Source organism: Streptomyces sp. NTD107 (genome assembly GCF_059510435.1).
The window spans coordinates 387798-405396 of sequence record NZ_JCAJZV010000004.1 but is presented as its reverse complement, the minus strand read 5'-3'; the positions used below and the strand labels follow the sequence as shown (position 1 = coordinate 405396).

Sequence of the window (17599 nt, the reverse complement as noted above, 5' to 3'; positions counted from 1 at the left end):
TGTTCAGCTATTCGGAATCCAGCGCGTCGCCGTGGCGAGATACGTGCGCAGATCCTGATTGTGGGGCTCCGGCTGAACGGTGTCGATCCACAGATGGACGATGCTGCCGTCCGGAGCCTCGACGCAGATGCCCATGTCCTCTCGCAGACTGGTGTCGTTCAGGACATCGTCGATGGTGATGGGATTGGGCAGGGTGGCGGTGTGGGCCGCCGCCGAGCACTCTTCCGGGGTGGGATCGGGATCGTCGATGACGCCGGTGAAGAGGTCGGTGTCGAAGACGATGCCCTCCCCGTCCGCCCGCTCGTCGCCACAGTACTGGTACTCGATCTGGGCTTCCTCGTTGTAGGTTTCATTGCTGCCGAAGCCGACTCCGGTGGCCACGGTGAGGTCTTCGAGGTTCACCCTGGTGAGATTCCCCCCGAAACAGTTGCCCATCAGAACATCGACGTCTTCCTTGAAGAGCGGAGCTCTGATGTTCAGCCGGACATCGCTCTTGTCCACGTGGTACGGCGCGCCCGGGTCCTGCTCCGGCACCTCTTCCTGCTGTTCCCGGGACCCTTCGTCGCCGCCGGATTCCGGTGCGGCGCCCGCCTCCGTGCCCGGGTCGTCCGAAGGCGGTGCCGCTGGTTCGTTGGCCTGGGGTGCGCCGGCGTCGTCCGAGTCGTTCAGCAGCCACGCCGCCGTCACCCCGCCCGCCGCTGCCGCCAGGACGGCCGTCGTGGCCAGGGCGATCGCCATCGTGCGGCGGGGTTTCACCGCACGTGGGGGGAGTGAGCCCGGTGGGGTCGTGGTCGGGAGGGGTGGCGGGGTGGGGGGCTGGGTGGTGTGGCGTTGGGAGACCTGGGTGGCCAGCCCCGGCGGGAGCCAGCTGTCGGGGCGTTGGAGGGTCTGGCCGGGGGACAGGGCGCGGCACATCTCCACCACCTGGGCCGGGCTCGGCCGGTTCGCCGGGTGTTTCGCCAGGCAGGCCGCGATCAGTGGCCGCAGTACCTCCGGGGCCGCCGCCAGGTCCGGGTCCTCCTGGACGATCCGGTACATGAGCCCGTGCGCCCCGCCTTCCCCGAAGGGGTGGCCCCCGGTGGCCGCGAAGTGGGTGATGATGCCCAGCGCGAACAGGTCGGTGGCCGGCCCGGCCGGCGGGTTGCCGATGATCTGTTCCGGGGCCATGTACGCGGGCGTCCCCACCCGTACGTCCGTCCCGGTCAGTGCCGTGCTGTCGGCGGCCTGGGCGATGCCGAAGTCGATCACCTTGGGGCCTTCGGCGGCCAGCAGCACATTCCCCGGCTTCAGGTCCCGGTGCACCACCCCCACCGCGTGGATCGAGGCCAGCGCCTCGGCGACCCCGGCCACCAGCAGCAGCACGGTGCCCAGCGGCAGCGGCCCGTGCCGCCGTACCGCCTCCGCGAGCGACAGGCCGGGTACGTAGGCGGTGGCCAGCCAGGGCGCGGCGCCCTCCGTGTTGCTGTCCAGGACGGGCACCGTGTAGAGGCCCTGGACCCGCCGGGCGGCCCGCACCTCGGCGGCGAAGCGGCGGCGGAAGTCGGGGTCCTCGGCGAACTCCCCGCGGATCACCTTCAGCGCGATGGGCTGTCCGCCCCGGGTGTGGGACAGATAGACGCTGCCCATGCCGCCCGCCCCGATGCGCGCCCGCAGCGCGTAACCGGCCACCTCTCGCGGGTCGGTGGGCCCCAGCGGACTGAACTGCGGCTGGGGTGGTGCGTGTTCGTCGTGCGCTGCCATGGAATCCCCCCTGGCGTTACGGCGTACCGGCTCCGGCGTACCGCAGGCATGCTAGTTCAGGCCCTGCGCGGATTCCCGCCCGGACCGCTCCCCGGGCCCGTGCCACCTCGAACGGCTTTCCGGCCGCCGAAGCCCTTCCGCCCCACGCGCCCCTCCTACCTGGGCTTCCCGCCGACCCCGGAATGGGGACCGTGAATAACCGTGGGTAGTGTGACGAAAGGGCTTGTGCGAAGGGGGTCCCAGTCCCCTGTCACGTACGGTAGGGTTCCCCTCAGTCAGTCACGCTGACACCGAAACTGCCAGCGTCGTCACTCCCACCCCGGCGACGTCTGGCGGGGCGGACCGTGAGCCACCCCCCCCGCTCCGGTCCCCCCATACAAGCGGGCCGACCTGCCCTCCCCCCCACTCGGGCAGGTCGGCCCGCAGTACGTTCACCCGCAGTACGTTCACCCGCGGTCGGCCGGCCCGCCGCGGCGCCGGGGCCGGGGCCGTACGCTCAAGCGGTGTATCCGCTGCTGATCCTCGCCGCCGCCGCGTACGGAGCCCTCACCGGTCCGCTGCTCGCCCGGCCCCGCTACCGGCTGGCCGTCGCGCCGGAGGAGCCGTGGCGGTCGGCCTGCCCGGCCGGGCATCGGCTGCCCCCGGCGGCCCAGGGCGGCTGGCTCGGCACCGCCCGCTGCGCGCACTGCCCGCCCGCCACCCGCCACTATGGCACCCGGGCCGGTGTGCTCGCCCTCACCCTGTGGACCGCCCTCGGCTGCGCGGCCCTGGCCGCCGCCACCGGCCCCCGCCCCGAACTTCTCGTCTGGCTGCTCGCCGCCCCGCCCATCGTGCTGCTCGCCGCCGTCGATCTCGCCGTCCAGCGGCTCCCCGACCCGCTCACCCTCCCGCTCGCCGCCGCGCTGCCCGCCGGGCTCGGCCTGGCCGCGCTGCTGCCCTCCGCCGCCGGCAGCTGGCCCCGGGCGCTGCTCGGCGGCCTGGTGCTGGGCGCCGTCTACTTCGTGCTCTTCCTCGTCAATCCGCGCGGCATGGGCTTCGGCGACGTCAAGCTGGCCGTCCCGCTCGGTGTCGCCCTGGGCTGGTACGGCTGGGACGTCATCTTCTTCGGCACCTTCACCGGCTTCCTGCTCGCCGCCGGATACGGTCTGACGCTGGTGCTCGCCCGCCGCGCCACCCGCAAGACCGCCGTGCCCTTCGGCCCCTTCATGGCGCTCGGCGCGCTCGTCGCGCTGCTCCTGGGCGCGCTCGCCGCCGGCTGAGCCGAATCCCGACCGCCACGCCTGAAATCCGGGCCACTGGCACACAGCACCCCCTTCTATGCGTTACGGTGGAATACCCCCCCTCGGGCCGGTCCGTATCCCCCCCACGGACCGGCCCGCTTTCTGTTCCGGGCCCGGGCTGCCCTACAGTGCTGGTTCCGGTGGGTCAAGGGTGTGTGCGAGGGGATGCGGCGTGGCAAAGCAGGAGCAGGCGCGGGGGCTCTTCGGCAGGGCGCGGAACAAGATCCGCCGCGGTTTCGTGCGGCTGTACGCCCACCGGGTGGAGGGCAAGCTCGGCAACGCGGGGGGCGTGCCCAAGCACATCGGCGTCATCCTGGACGGCAACCGCCGCTGGGCCAAGGCGGCCGGCGGCACCACCAAGGACGGGCACGAGGCGGGTGCCGCCAAGATCCAGGAGCTGCTGGGCTGGTGTGCCGAGACCGATGTCGAGGTGGTCACCCTGTGGATGCTGTCCACCGACAACCTGGCCCGGTCCGCCGATCAGCTCGACCCGCTGCTGACCGTCGTCGAGGGCGCGGTCCGCGATCTGGCCGCCGACGGCCGCTGGCGCGTCCACCACGTCGGTGCTCTTGACGCGCTGCCCGAGCGCACCCGTGTGGTCATGGAGGAGGCCGAGGAGCTGGCCGGCAAGCGCGACGGGATACTGGTCAACGTGGCGGTCGGCTACGGCGGCCGGCAGGAGATCACCGACGCCGTACGGTCGCTGCTGGAGAAGCGCGCCGCGGACGGCCAGACCCTCGCCGAGGTCGCCGAGTCGCTGGGGGTGGAGGACATCTCCGAGCACCTGTACACCCGTGGCCAGCCCGACCCTGATCTGGTCATCCGCACCAGCGGTGAGCAGCGGCTCTCCGGTTTCATGCTCTGGCAGTCGGCCCACTCGGAGTACTACTTCTGCGAGGCGTACTGGCCGGCCTTCCGCAAGGTCGACTTCCTGCGTGCGCTGCGCGACTACACGGCCCGGCACCGGCGCTACGGCGTCTGAGCGAACCGCCCCCGAGCCGCCCCCCCGAACCCCCACCAAACCGCCCCCCGAACCGCCGGCCATCCGGAGATTCGTCCGGTATTACCCTCTCGTACCCCTCGCCACCACCCCATGTCCGCCGAGCGGGCATGGGGTGGTGCCGTCCGAGGGGTTGTTCGCATGAGATGCGAAGGCAGCGGGCATATTCATCGCGGACCGGGCGTCAGCCCTGTCCGCCGGGAGGCCCGTTTGCGTACCACGGACATGGACCAGGGCCGGTGCCCGGCCCGTGTGTGCCATGGCTCCCATGGAGGCCACGGGTCCTCGCCGGCCAGCAGACGCCCGGCGTCGCACGTACCAGCGGCGCCGCCGCGTCATCCACACCTCTCCCGAGGGGGTTCGTCCACACGTGGTGACCAGCAAGAAGCGCCTCAGCGACCGGCGCATGTACGTCCTCGACACCAGTGTCCTTCTGGCCGACCCATCGGCGATGACCCGCTTCGACGAGCACGAGGTGGTGCTCCCGGTGGTCGTCATCACCGAGCTGGAGGCCAAGCGCCACCACCCGGAGCTGGGCTACTTCGCCCGCCAGGTGCTGCGCCGGCTGGATGAGTACCGGGTACGGTTCGGCCGCCTGGACACCCCGCTGCCCATCGGCGATCTGGGCGGCACCCTGCGGGTGGAGCTGAACCACTCGGATCCGGCCATTCTGCCGCCCGCCATGCTGACCGGCCGCGGGCAGTTGCTGGACAACGACACCCGCATTCTGGCCGTCGCCCGCAATCTCCAGGCGGAGGGCCACGATGTGACGGTGGTCTCCAAGGACCTGCCGCTGCGCATCAAGGCGTCCTCGGTCGGTCTGGCCGCCGAGGAGTACCGCGCGGAGCTGGCCATCACGGACTCCGGCTGGACCGGGATGCTGGACATCACGCTGCCGGGCGAGAGCGTGGACGAGCTGTTCGCGTCGGAGAGCGTGTCCGATCCGCAGGCCGCCGAGCTGCCGGTGCACACCGGGCTGGTGATCTCCTCCGAGCGCGGGCGCGCGCTGGGCCGGGTGGCGCCCGAGGGCCGGGTGAAGCTGGTACGCGGTGACCGCGAGGTGTTCGGTATCCACGGCCGCAGCGCCGAACAGCGGGTGGCCCTGGACCTGCTGCTGGATCCGGACATCGGGATCGTGTCGATGGGTGGCCGGGCCGGCACCGGCAAGTCGGCGCTGGCGCTGTGCGCGGGCCTGGAGGCGGTGCTGGAGCGCCGCCAGCACCGCAAGGTGATGGTCTTCCGCCCCCTGTACGCGGTCGGCGGCCAGGACCTGGGCTATCTGCCGGGTACCGAGGCCGAGAAGATGAACCCGTGGGCGCAGGCCGTCTTCGACACCCTCTCGGCGGTGACGACCCGTGACGTCATCGAGGAGGTGGTGGCGCGCGGGATGCTGGAGGTGCTGCCGCTCACCCACATCCGCGGCCGGTCCCTGCACGACGCGTTCGTCATCGTCGACGAGGCCCAGTCGCTGGAGCGCAACGTGCTGCTGACGGTGCTCTCCCGGATCGGCCAGGACTCCCGGGTGGTGCTGACCCACGATGTGGCGCAGCGCGACAATCTGCGGGTGGGCCGGTACGACGGCGTGGCGGCGGTGGTGGAGAAGCTCAAGGGGCATCCGTTGTTCGCGCATGTCACCCTGACCCGCTCCGAGCGCTCCCCGATCGCCGCCCTGGTGACCGAGATGCTGGAGGAGGGGCGGGTTTAGGGCCCGGTCGGGCCGTGTTGACGCCCGCCCGCCGCCTTTCCATAACGGCGGGCGGGCGAAACACAACCCTCCGTTCGGATGGACCTGATGTGACCTTTCCCACATCGAGCTGAATTGCTTCCCGCTCCCCGCATCCGGCAGTGTGTGCGTCTGTCAGGCCCCGCATACGGCACTGCCGCACCGCCATCGGAGCGGCGCAGCACAGAGTTTGACAACTGAACAGCCGTCCGCCGTATGCCGCCCGCAGCACCACGCGGGATCCCGTGCCAGTACGTGGCAGGGGTTCCGCCGGGCCCGCGCCTTCTGTGACCCGCTGGAGCGTTCAGCGGTGAAGGCCCGCGCCAAGGGGCACGATTGCGCCTGTGGGGGTCACCCGGCGGGCGATGGTGGAAGGAAACCGTGTGAGCCGGATTTCGGTCCGGGGATTCGCCGTGGCGTCTGCTACCGCGGTCACAACCGTCGGTGCTGCCGTCGGTGTTGCCTCGGGAGACAAGCAGGGCGGCGTCAGCGACATCGAGTTCGCCGCCGCCGACGCGACGCTGCTGGCGGACATACCCGCTGCCCCGAATGCCCAGCTGCACACCGCGTCGCTGGTCCAGCAGGCGGAGTCGCAGGCTGATGTCGCCGACACCCTGACGCGCAAGGCGGCCGAGGAGGCCGCCCGGGTGCAGGCCGCCTCGGATGCCCAGGAGCGCCGCGAGCAGGCGGAGCGGGAGGCAGCGGAGGAGGCGGAGCGCCTCGCCGAGGAGGAGCGCCAGCGCGAGGCGGCAGCGGCGGCCAGCAGGGCCGCCACCCGGGCCTCGGCGCCCGTGCAGTCCTCGTACACCAAGGCGGAGATCCAGGCGATCGCCCGGGACATCGTGGCGGCCGACCAGTTCCAGTGCTTCTCCACGATCGTGGAGCGCGAGAGCGGCTGGAACCACACCATCTCCAACCCGTCCTCGGGCGCGTACGGCCTGATGCAGGCGCTGCCGGGTTCGAAGATGGCCTCGGCCGGCGCCGACTGGCAGACCAACCCCGCCACCCAGATCCGCTGGGGCCTGAACTACATGAACGAACGCTATGGCAGCCCGTGTGGCGCCTGGGAGTTCTGGCAGGTCAACCACTGGTACTGACGCTCCCGTCGGCACCCGAGGAAAAGCGCTCACGGAATCCCCGCACCGGCCCGGTGCGGGGATTCCCGTTTTTGCCGGGGGAGCCCCCGTACGGCGGGCCGCGCAGGGTAACGTCGGTGCGCGGACGCGGTGTGAAAACTGGGGGAAGAGGGATACGGGATGTCTGGAGAGAGCCGGTTCAAGTCCGGCCTGGCGCGGCTGAACTCGCGCGTGACGGCCTACCGGGCCGCCGCGGAGCGCGAGATACAGCGCCGGGAGCGGGAGGCGGAGGAGCGGGTCGTGGGGCGCCCCGAGGACGGTGCGGGCCGGGGTGAGAGCGGGCACGAGCAGCTGGAGGCCCGGGCCCGGCGGGCCATGGCCCCCGATGTGCCGGGTCCGGACGCCGAGCCGCCGGGCGAGGGCGGCGGCGCCGATGGCGGCCCGCCCCGGCCGCCCGGCGGGACCCCGTCCCCGCAGCCGCCCGAGCGCCAGGCGCCCGATGCCGTGATTCCGTGGGGGGTACGGGTCGCCGCCGAGGCCGGCTGGCGGGTGCTGGTGCTGGCGGCCGTGGTGTGGGTGCTGATCCAGGTGGTGTCGGCGGTCAGCCTGCTGGTGATCGCGTTTGCCGCCGGGCTGCTGATCACCGCGCTGCTCCAGCCGTTCGTGGGCTGGCTCAAGCGGCTGGGGCTCGGCCGGGGCGCGGCCACCGCGATCGTCTCCATCGGCGGCTTCATGGTGATGGGCGGCGTCGGCTGGTTCGTGGTGTGGCAGGTCATCGAGAACACCGACCGGCTGGTGGCGCAGGTCCAGGACGGCATCGACCAGCTGCGGGACTGGGTGCTCCAGCTGCCGTTCGGGGTGACCGAGGAGAACATCAACGAGACGGTCGACAACCTCAACAACTGGATCACCGATCACAGCGACGAGCTGACCTCGGCCGGTCTTGAGGGCATCAACTACCTCACCCAGTTCCTGACCGGCGCGGCCCTGACGCTGTTTGTCACGCTCTTCCTGCTCTACGACGGCCGGGGGGTGTGGTACTGGTTCCTGAAGCTGGTGCCGGCCCAGGCCCGCGAGGGGGTGGCGGGCGCCGGGCCACGCGCGTGGATCACGCTCACCGGCTATGTACGGGGCACGGTGCTGGTGGCGCTGATCGACGCGCTGGGCATCGGCATCGGGCTGTTCGTGCTGAAGGTGCCGATGGCGGTGCCGCTGGCGGTGATCGTGTTCGTGTCGGCGTTCGTGCCGCTGGTGGGCGCCATCGCCTCGGGCGCGCTGGCGGTGGTGGTGGCGTTCGTGACCCATGGGGCGGTCACCGCGCTGATCGTGCTGGGTGTGGTGCTGTTCGTGCAGCAGGTGGAGGGGCACATCCTCCAGCCGTTCATCCTGGGTCGGCTGGTGAAGGTGCATCCGCTGGCGGTGGTGCTGGCGGTGACCGCGGGCACGCTGCTGGCCGGTATTCCGGGCGCGGTGGTGGCCGTACCGCTGGTCGCGGTGATCAACACGGTGGTCGGCTATCTGCGGGCGTATCAGGCGGAGGCCGATCTGCGGGACGGCCGGCAGGGGCCGGCCGGGGCGACGATAGCGCCGATCGCCCCGGTGCACGCGCCGCCGGGGCGGCCGAACCCGCAGCCGCCGGCCGCCTCCGAGTAGCCGGGCGGGGGAGCGCTACCCGGCCCAGCCGTGCTGGGGCGGGTGGCGCACTTCGAGCAGCACGCTCAGCTCGTCCGTCTGGCGCTGGGTCCAGCCCGCCGAGGGCACGATGTACGCCCAGGCGTCCACCGGGTTGGAGCCGTAGCGGTGACCGTGCGGCGCGGGCGATCCGTACGAGACGGCCATGTCGACGGTCGTCTGCCAGAAGGTGACGAACGGGAACCAGTCGACCTGCGAGGTGACATCGGGGCCCAGCGGCTCGTTCATCCACTCGGGTCGCTGGAACAGCAGATCGGGTGACCACCACACCACCGGGTCCGAGGCGTTCTGGAGGTAGATCACCTTCGGGTCCTCCCAGGGCCCCGGCTCCAGCAGCAGATCCCGTTCGGGGAACTGCGCGAACCGTACGTGCCGCCCCTCGTCGTACACCGGCCGCCACACCGGGCTGCCCGGGTCGCGGTTGGCTGTCAGCTCGCGGTGGATGGGGGAGAAGTCGGGCGGGCCGACCAGCAGGGCGCCGTCGGTGCGGGCCAGCAGGTCCTCCAGGCCGTCGAAGGCGTCCTCGATGGCGGTGACGGCGAGGGATTCGCCGAAGACCACCAGCTTGGGGCGGCTGTCCTGCGGCAACTGCGACCAGCGTTCCCAGATGGCGTCGACCAGGGCGCGGGTGGCGTTGCCCGCGTCCTCGCGGTCCACCACGAAGGAGGCCCAGCTGGGCAGGTAGGAGTACTGCATGGTGGCGATCGCGGTGTCGCCGCCGTGCATGAACTCCAGCGCCTCCACGGTGGTGGGGTTGATCCAGCCGGTGCCGGTGGTGCCGGCGATGGCGAGCACCTCGCGGTCGAAGGCGCCGGTGCGCTCCAGTTCGCGGACGGCGAGGTCGGCGCCGTCGGGGTAGTCGTCGTAGGCGGCGCGGCCGACGTACACCCGGATGGGGGCCTGGGCGGCCTGTCCGGTGAACTCGGTGATCTCCTCGGTGGACAGGACCGTTCCGGTGAAGGTGCGGCCCTTGTTGCCGAGGTCCTCCCAGGGGATCAGGGAGTCGGGGCTGCCGGAGACCATCGGGGAGTAGGGGCGCATCACGCCGGCGTCGGTGCTGCGGTCCTTGGCGGCGGAGAGCCGGTCGGCGACGGTGAGCACGCCCCGGTCCCACACCACGTCGCGGGTGCCGAAGACGACGATGAGGCTGGTGAGGGCGAGGCCGAGGGCGACGGCCAGCGGCCAGGGCACGAAACGGTTGAGCCAGCGGGTGATCAGCCGGGTCAGCAGCCGGATGGCGCGGGCGATGGCCACCAGCAGCATGAGCACGCCGAGCGAGATCAGCGCGATCATCAGGGAGTGCCAGGTGAGGGTGGGGGGCAGCTCCTGGAGCCGGCGCAGTTCGCGCTGCATGTCGGCGCTGCGGCCGAGCATGATCGCGGCTGCGAAGGGGAGCAGCAGTTCGTAGCCGAGCCAGGCGCGGGCGCGGAGGCGCTGGGTGGGCTGCCAGGGCAGCAGCCGGTAGAGGGCGGAGGCGGTGGAGCCCAGGCCGTAGCCGATGGCGGCGGTGATGCCGCCGATGGCGCCCTGGTAGTACCAGGGGCGGGGCACCAGGGAGGGGGTGAGGGAGAGCCAGAAGAAGAAGGTGGCGACCAGGCAGGCGGTGAGGTCGGGCCAGCGGCGCATCAGCCATTCGGAGCTGGGGCGGTCCCAGTAGGGCTTGCGGGCGTAGCCGAGGGCGAGGTCGCCGGTGCGGCGGGCGGCGGTGCGCAGCAGTGCGGCGGGTGCGGTACGTGCCGGGCGGTCCGTCGCGGCGTCGGCGTCGGCGTCGACGCCGGTATCGGTGCCGGTGTCCGGGCGGTCGCCGTCCGGGTGGTCCCCGTCGTCCCCCGTGGTGTGCTGCATGGTCTGTCTCCGACCGCTCCCTGTGGCGTGACTCCCCGTGTCCACGCGCCCGTGGGACAGACGCAGCGGCGATCGGCCGAGTTGCTTCCTTCCGTGTTGAACAAACTACAGGTCTGACGGAGTCCGATCGGTTGCCGATGCGACGGGGTCACGTTTTGCTGGTGGGACCGGTCCTTCACGGCAGGAGGCGTCACCATGGAGCACACCACGAACAACGCCGGCGTGCCGGTGGCCAGTGACGAGCACTCGCTCACGGTCTCCCCGGACGGCCCGATCCTGCTTCAGGACCACTATCTGATCGAGAAGATGGCGCAGTTCAACCGGGAGCGGGTGCCGGAGCGGGTGGTGCACGCCAAGGGCGGGGGCGCGTACGGCACCTTCACGGTGACCGGGGACGTGAGTGAGCTGACCCGGGCGGATCTGTTCCAGCCGGGGCGGCGTACCAGGATGCTGGCGCGGTTCTCGACGGTGGCGGGGGAGCAGGGCAGCCCGGACAGCTGGCGCGATCCGCGCGGGTTCGCGCTGAAGTTCTACACCCAGGAGGGCAACTACGATCTGGTCGGCAACAACACCCCGGTGTTCTTCGTGCGCGATCCGCAGAAGTTCCAGGACTTCATCCGCTCGCAGAAGCGTCACCCGGGCAGTGGATTGCGCGACCACGACATGCAGTGGGACTTCTGGACGCTCTCCCCGGAGTCCGCGCACATGGTCACCTGGCTGATGGGCGACCGGGGTATTCCGCGCACCTGGCGGCACATGAACGGGTACGGCTCGCACACCTATATGTGGGTCAACGGGGCAGGTGAGCGGCACTGGGTGAAGTACCACCTGAAGACCGATCAGGGCATCGACTTCCTCACCCAGGCGGAGGCGGACGAGCTGGCCGGGCAGGACGCGGACGCGCACCGCCGCGATCTGTACACCGCGATCGAGGCGGGCGAGGCGCCGGGCTGGACGATGTACGTCCAGGTGATGCCGTTCGAGGACGCCCCGGACTACCGCTTCAACCCCTTCGACCTCACCAAGGTCTGGCCGCACGGCGACTATCCGCTGATCGAGGTGGGCCGGATGCGGCTGGAGGAGAACCCCGAGGACTATTTCGTCCACATCGAGCAGGCGGCCTTCGAGCCGTCCTCGCTGGTGCCGGGGATCGGGCCCTCGCCGGACAAGATGCTGCTGGGCCGGCTGTTCTCCTACCCGGACACCCACCGCTACCGGATCGGCCCCAACTACGGCCAGCTGCCGCCGAACCGTCCGGCCGTCCCGGTGCGTTCGTACGCCAAGGACGGCCCGATGCGGTACGAGCCGGCCCGTACGGGGGCGGTGTACGCCCCGAACTCCTACGGCGGCCCGGCCGCCGACACCGCCCGCTACGGGGAGGAGGCCGGCTGGGCGGCGGCCGGCGAGATGGTGCGCGCCGCGTACACCGCGCACGCCGAGGACGACGACTTCGGGCAGGCCGGGACGATGGTGCGCACCGTGCTGGACGAGGCGGCCCGTACCCGGCTGGTGAGCAATGTGGCCGGCCATCTGCGGGACGGGGTGAGCGCGCCGGTGCTGCGCCGCGCTCTGGAGTACTGGCGGAACATCGACGAGGGCGTCGGCGGGCGCATCGCGAAGGAGCTTGACGGCAACGGCCGTTAGTCCGTCCGGGGTTGGGGCTGCGGCAGGCCCTTGATCATTTATGCAGGTCAAGGGCTATGCAGTCCGGGTATACACATGGTTTATACGTGGTGTGTATAGTGACGGCCATGTCCATCAGCCACGCCCTGCTCGCGCTCCTGGAGGCCGGGCCAAGACACGGGTACGACCTCAAGCGCGCCTTCGACGACCACTTCGGCCAGGACCGCCCGCTGCACTACGGGCAGGTGTACTCCACGATGTCCCGGCTGCTGAAGAACGGCCTCGTCGAGGTCGACGGGGTCGAGTCCGGCGGCGGGCCCGAGCGCAAGCGGTACGCCATCACCGACGCCGGCATCACCGACGTCGAGAGCTGGCTCGCCACTCCGGAGCCCCCGGAGCCCTACCTCCAGTCCACCCTGTACACCAAGGTCGTCCTCGCCCTGCTCACCCGGCGCGACGCCAACCAACTGCTGGACAGCCAGCGCGCCGAACACCTGCGCCTCATGCGACAGCTCACCCGGCGCAAGAGCGGCGGCGACCTCGCCGACCAGCTCATCTGCGACCACGCCCTCTTCCACCTCGAAGCCGATCTGCGCTGGCTGGAGATGACCGCCGCGCGACTGGACCGGCTCGCCAAGGAGATCCACCCATGACCGCCCTGCTCACCGCGAGCGGACTGCACAAGTCCTACTCGAACACCCCGGCCCTGGCCGGCGCCGACTTCTCCATCAACGCCGGCGAGGTCGTCGCCGTCATGGGCCCCTCCGGCTCCGGCAAGTCCACCCTGCTGCACTGCCTGGCCGGCCTCGTCCCGCCGGACGCCGGCACCGTCGGCTACCAGGGCCGCGACCTCAGCACCCTCTCCGACTCCGAACGCAGCGCGCTGCGCCGCACCGACTTCGGGTTCGTCTTCCAGTTCGGCCAGCTCGTGCCCGAGCTGAGCTGCGTGGAGAACGTCGCCCTGCCGCTGCGGCTCACCGGCGCCGGCCGCAAGGAGGCCGAGGCCCGCGCCACCCAGTGGCTCGCCCGCCTTGAGGTCGACGACGTACGCCACCACCGCCCAGGACAGGTCTCCGGCGGCCAGGGCCAGCGGGTCGCCGTCGCCCGGGCCCTGGTCGGCAACCCCCGGGTGGTCTTCGCCGACGAGCCCACCGGCGCCCTCGACTCCCTCAACGGCGAACGCGTCATGCAGCTGCTCGTCGAGGCCGCCAAGGAGAGCTCCGCCGCCGTCGTCCTGGTCACCCACGAATCCCGGGTCGCCGCCTTCTCCGACCGCGAGGTCATCGTCCGCGACGGCAAGGCCCGCGACATGGCGGGGGCGGCATGAGCACCCCGCTGTCGGTGTGGACGCGCGATCTGCTGATGGGCGTCCGGTTCGCCGTGGCCGGCGGCCGGCCCGGCTGGGCCCGCACCACCCTCACCGCGATAGGCGTCGGCCTCGGCGTCGCCCTGCTGCTGCTCGCCGCCTCCGCGCCCGCCGTGCTCGACGACCGCGGCGCCCGCGGCGACGCCCGCGACCCGGTGTGGGTCCAGAACCTGCGACCCGGCTCCGACACCGTGCTCTACGAGCGGCTGGACACCAGCTACCACGGTGAGGGCATCCTGGTCACCCGGCTCCAGCCCGAGGCCGGCGCCGCCACCACCGCCACCCCGCCGCCCGGCATCGACGCCTTCCCCGCCCCCGGCGAGATGGTGGCCTCCCCGGCACTGGAGCGGATACTCAACTCCGGCGGCAGCGACCTGCTCAAGGAACGGTTCGCCGACTACGAGCTGGTCGGCACCATCGGCAAGGCCGGCCTCACCGGCCCGAACGAACTGCTCCTCTACCTCGGCGCCGACGACATCGCCGACACCTACCCCGACGGCGGCGACCGTTCCAACCGCACCAACGCCTTCGGGACCAGCTACGCCTCCGAGCCGCTCAGCCCCACGCTGATCCTGCTCATCCTGGTGATCTGCGTGGTGCTCCTGATGCCGGTGGTGGTCTTCATCGGCACCGCCGTACGGTTCGGCGGCGAACGCCGCGACCAGCGGCTCGCCGCGCTCCGTCTGGTCGGCGCCGACCGCCGGACCACCCGGAGGATCGCCGCCGGCGAGGCCCTGGCCGGCTCCCTGCTCGGCCTGCTGGTCGGCGGCGTGCTCTTCCTGGTGCTGCGCTCGCTGGCCTCCTCGCTCGAAGTGGCCGGGATCAGCGCCTTCTCCGAGGACATCGTGCCCAGCGCACCCCTGGCGGTGCTGATTCTGGCCGCCGTGCCGGTGGCCGCCGTCTCGGTCACCCTGTTCGCGCTGCGCGGCGTCGCCATCGAACCCCTGGGCGTCGTACGCGAGTCCACCAACCAGCCCCGCAAGCTGGGCTGGCGGCTGCTGCCGGGCGCCCTGGGGCTGCTGGTGCTGCTCCCGCTGGCCGGCTCCTACGGGAGCGGTGGCAGCGGCTCCCGGGAGATCCAGGCCGGGGTCGGCATCGTCCTGCTGCTCTTCGGCGCCACCGCCGTGCTGCCCTGGCTGGTGGAACGCACCGTCAGCTCGATGCGGGGCGGGCCGGTCCCCTGGCAGCTGGCGATCCGCCGGCTCCAGCTCAGCAGCAGCTCCGCCTCCCGGGCGGTCAGCGGCATCACCGTCGCCGTCGCCGGCGCCATCGCCCTCCAGATGATGTTCGGCGCGGTCCGCGGCGAACAGACCACCGAAACCGGCTACGACATCGAGCGCGCCCACCTGGAGCTGTACACCTCGGGGCTCGACGTCCGGACCAACGGCGAACTCTTCGCCGACATCGCCGGCGTCCAGGGCGTCACGAACGTCTTCGGGAGCTACGGGGGCTATGTCGCAGCGGCGTCCGAGCGGGCCAAGGACCCCGACGACGTCGACATCATGTCGTTCCTGATCGGCGACTGCGACTCCCTGCGGGAGAAGGCCGACATCGGTGAGTGCGCCGACGGCGACGTCTTTCTCTCCGCCTTCCCCGACCAGCGGGGCGAGAGCGGAACGGACCGCTGGGTGCCCAACCCCGGCGAGGTCATGGACCTGAACGGCGACTACCCGGACGCGGCCCCCCTGCTGTGGACGGTGCCCCAGAACGCCGGGCTGGTCGAGCCGATCACCGACCCGAGGGGCGAGCAGACCAGCGCCATCCTCGTCACCCCCGGCGCCATGGAGGGCAAGGAACTCCCCTACGGCGCCACCAACATCCTGATCAAGGTGGACCTCGGCGACCGGCTGGACGCCATCGAACGGGTCCGCAACGTCGCCTTCGTGGCGGTGCCGGGCGCCAACCTGTGGGAGACGGCCGACTTCACCGTCTCGGACGAGTTCCAGTCCATCCAGAACGGGCTGCTGATCGGCTCCATCGCGGTCCTGGCCCTGATCGGCGCCAGCATGATCGTCTCCCAGCTGGAGCAACTGCGCGAACGCAAGCGGCTGCTGGCCGCGCTGGTGGCCTTCGGCACCAAGCGGACCACACTGGGCGTCTCGGTGCTGTGGCAGACCGCCATCCCGGTGCTGCTCGGCCTGGCGGTGGCAGGCGCCACCGGCCTGGCGCTGGGCGCCGTGCTGCTGCGGATGATCGGCATGCCCGTGAACAACCTGTCCGGCTTCCTGCCGCTGCTGGGCGCCGGCCTGGGCATGATCGCGGTGGTCACGCTGGCCAGCATGCCCCTGCTGTGGCGCCTGATGCGCCCCGAGGGCCTGCGCACGGAGTGAGCCGGCGGCCCGGGCCACCACGCGTACGTACGGCCAACGCGTGGTGGCCCACGGCCGTATCCCGCTCAGCTCTCCTGGGCGTCCAGCTTCCGCCACAGCTCCAGGGCCCGGGTCAACCGTTTCGTCCGTTCCCGGATGGCGCGGATGTCGTCCCAGGTCACCGCGTCCGTGTGGGCCTGGAGCAGCCGTTCGTGTTCGCTGCGGATGCGCTGGAGCCGCCGGACCTGGCCCGGCGTGGTACGCGGCGTGGGGAGCCCGGCCAGGACGTCGTCCAGCCGCTGGAGATCCGTCCGGGCCGCCAGCGCGGGCAGTTCGGCCCGCTCCCGTTCCTTCGCCAACTGCTGCGGCGACATCCGCGCCAGCCTTCTGGCCCGGGCGGCCGAGGCCCGGATGCGGCGGCGGCGCGGGAACAGCACCGCCCGGATCAGCCACAGCAGCAGCGCCCCCGCCAGCACCAGCGCGGCCGTGCCGAGCAGCATCGGGGGATCCAGGCCCCAGCCGCCTCCGCCGGCGGCGGCCTCCGCGCCGTCCCCGCCGCCCATGTCATCGAGGCCGGCCGGTACCGCCGCGGGTCCGCCCACCTCCGCCAGCAGCTCGTCCAGCGTGGCCGCCACGAAGTCGTCCCCGCTCGCCTGGGTCCAGCGCACCTGCTCGGCGAACGCCTCATCGGCGGCCACCGACGTACCGGTGATGTGCCCGCCGTGGTACGGCGAGACCCGGTAGACCAGCACCCGCCGGTCCGGCTCGTCCCCCCAGGCGATCTCCGCCGCCAGCATCCCGGCCGGCTCCGACTCGTCGGCCGCCCACGGCAGATCGTCGCCGAGTTGCAACTCCAGGATGTTCTCCGGCAAGAACGCCACCTTCACCGGCGTCTCCGCTTCGGACAGCGCCAGATCGTACGCCGGCTCCTCGCCGAAGCCCGGGATTCCCGGGTGGACGTACAGCGCCTGCTCCGACAGCCGCTCGCCGGCCTCCGCCAGCAGCCCGGACCCGCCGAGCGCCGACGCCAGCAGCGCCAGCCGGCCCGGCATCTCCGCCACCGTGATCGACGGGATGCCGCTGCTCGACCCGACCACCTCCACCAGATCGCTGATGGAGTACGGCACCCCGGGCCCGGTGGCCATCACCGCCGAGAAGTCCTCGTCCTGCCACTGCAGCAGCAGCGCGGCCTCGTCGTCCGCCAGCCCCTCGGCCAGGGCGGCCATGGTGTCCTCGGTCTGCCCGCTCACCCCCGACACCAGCGCCACCCGCAGCCCGGGCACCTCGGCGAAGGTGGCCGCCAGCAACTCCTCGTCCAGCGAGGGGAACGCCTCGGTGACCGCCGGGTCCACGAAGTAGCCGCCGTCCTCCGCCAGCGCCGCCACCCGGGGGCCCACATCGTGCTCCAGCGCGTCGGGCAGCGACAGCAGCACATTGCCGTTGCTGATCCCGACCCGGGCCATCTCCTCGTCGAACAGGTCCCACTCGCCCATGGAGATGTCCACCGTGGTGCGCTGCTCGCTGCGGTTCGGACTGTCGCTCAGCGCGCTGCGCACCTGGCTGTGCACCATGTAGACGCCCGGCCGGCCGATCCGGGCCGCCAACTGCTGCGCCGCCGCGCCGTCATCGCCGATCTCCTCGGTGACAAAGGCGATCCGGAACGTGGTCTCGACCCGCTCGTACCTGGCCCGCAGCAGGTCGACCAACTGCGGGTCGACCCCGGTGTAGTCGTCGGCCACCCACACCGTCTCGCCGTCCGACAGCGCGGCGATGGCCTCCTCCAGCTGGCCGCCGGCCCGAGCCGGCGGCGCCGTCAGCAGCCCGTACAGCAACAGCACACCCAGCAGCCCGGCGAGCCGCGCCCGCCGGCCGGCGGCGATCCTCATCCCCGTCCCCCTGTCCGCGTTTTCCTGTGGAATGCTAAGCCCGCCAACTGACAACAGGA

General features: G+C 71.7%; 12 protein-coding genes. 9 read left to right on the top strand and 3 right to left on the bottom strand.

Features of this window, described 5'->3' with window-relative positions; genetic code table 11:
* Positions 1 to 3: 3 nt before the first annotated feature.
* A complete protein-coding gene (locus tag AC5WRL_RS11840; protein ID WP_496088374.1) occupies positions 4 to 1740 on the bottom strand; it encodes a serine/threonine-protein kinase in 1737 nt (578 codons plus the stop codon).
* Positions 1741 to 2243: 503 nt separating this feature from the next.
* Between AC5WRL_RS11840 and AC5WRL_RS11835 the strand changes: the two genes are divergently transcribed.
* The 5 genes from AC5WRL_RS11835 (at position 2244) to AC5WRL_RS11815 (ending at position 8472) form a co-directional block, all read left to right on the top strand.
* Positions 2244 to 2999, top strand: a complete 756-nt coding sequence (locus AC5WRL_RS11835; protein ID WP_496088373.1) for a prepilin peptidase — start codon at positions 2244 to 2246, stop codon at positions 2997 to 2999.
* A gap of 244 nt (positions 3000 to 3243) precedes the next feature.
* Positions 3244 to 4002 carry an isoprenyl transferase gene (locus AC5WRL_RS11830; protein WP_496088462.1) on the top strand — a complete coding sequence of 253 codons (759 nt, stop codon included), beginning with the start codon at positions 3244 to 3246 and terminating at the stop codon, positions 4000 to 4002.
* Between the two features lie 388 nt (positions 4003 to 4390).
* Complete coding sequence (phoH2, locus tag AC5WRL_RS11825; RefSeq protein WP_496088372.1) at positions 4391 to 5725, top strand: RNA 5'-3' helicase PhoH2; 1335 nt, start codon at positions 4391 to 4393, stop codon at positions 5723 to 5725.
* A gap of 401 nt (positions 5726 to 6126) precedes the next feature.
* Positions 6127 to 6840 (top strand): aggregation-promoting factor C-terminal-like domain-containing protein, encoded by a 714-nt coding sequence (locus AC5WRL_RS11820; protein WP_496088371.1) that lies wholly within the window; start codon positions 6127 to 6129, stop codon positions 6838 to 6840.
* A 159-nt stretch (positions 6841 to 6999) separates the two neighbouring features.
* A complete protein-coding gene (locus AC5WRL_RS11815; protein ID WP_496088370.1) occupies positions 7000 to 8472 on the top strand; it encodes an AI-2E family transporter in 1473 nt (490 codons plus the stop codon).
* A 15-nt stretch (positions 8473 to 8487) separates the two neighbouring features.
* On the opposite strand, the gene AC5WRL_RS11810 is transcribed toward AC5WRL_RS11815, so the two are convergent.
* Positions 8488 to 10356, bottom strand: coding sequence for an alpha/beta hydrolase (locus AC5WRL_RS11810; RefSeq protein WP_496088369.1), 1869 nt, complete (start codon positions 10354 to 10356; stop codon positions 8488 to 8490).
* A 195-nt stretch (positions 10357 to 10551) separates the two neighbouring features.
* On the opposite strand from AC5WRL_RS11810, the gene AC5WRL_RS11805 reads away from it, so the two are divergent.
* The 4 genes from AC5WRL_RS11805 (at position 10552) to AC5WRL_RS11790 (ending at position 15675) form a co-directional block, all read left to right on the top strand.
* Positions 10552 to 12000 (top strand): catalase, encoded by a 1449-nt coding sequence (locus AC5WRL_RS11805; protein WP_496088368.1) that lies wholly within the window; start codon positions 10552 to 10554, stop codon positions 11998 to 12000.
* Positions 12001 to 12107: 107 nt separating this feature from the next.
* Positions 12108 to 12632: a PadR family transcriptional regulator gene (locus AC5WRL_RS11800; RefSeq protein ID WP_496088367.1), complete on the top strand. Its 525-nt coding sequence runs from the start codon at positions 12108 to 12110 to the stop codon at positions 12630 to 12632.
* Positions 12629 to 13306, top strand: a complete 678-nt coding sequence (locus AC5WRL_RS11795) for an ABC transporter ATP-binding protein (RefSeq protein ID WP_496088366.1) — start codon at positions 12629 to 12631, stop codon at positions 13304 to 13306. Before AC5WRL_RS11800 ends, AC5WRL_RS11795 begins: the two co-directional genes overlap by 4 nt.
* A complete protein-coding gene (locus AC5WRL_RS11790) occupies positions 13303 to 15675 on the top strand; it encodes an ABC transporter permease (protein WP_496088365.1) in 2373 nt (790 codons plus the stop codon). The genes AC5WRL_RS11795 and AC5WRL_RS11790 overlap by 4 nt, the downstream gene beginning before the upstream one ends.
* Positions 15676 to 15740: 65 nt before the next feature.
* Here AC5WRL_RS11790 and AC5WRL_RS11785 read toward each other — a convergent pair whose 3' ends face one another.
* Complete coding sequence (locus tag AC5WRL_RS11785) at positions 15741 to 17540, bottom strand: hypothetical protein (RefSeq protein ID WP_496088364.1); 1800 nt, start codon at positions 17538 to 17540, stop codon at positions 15741 to 15743.
* Positions 17541 to 17599: the final 59 nt, after the last annotated feature.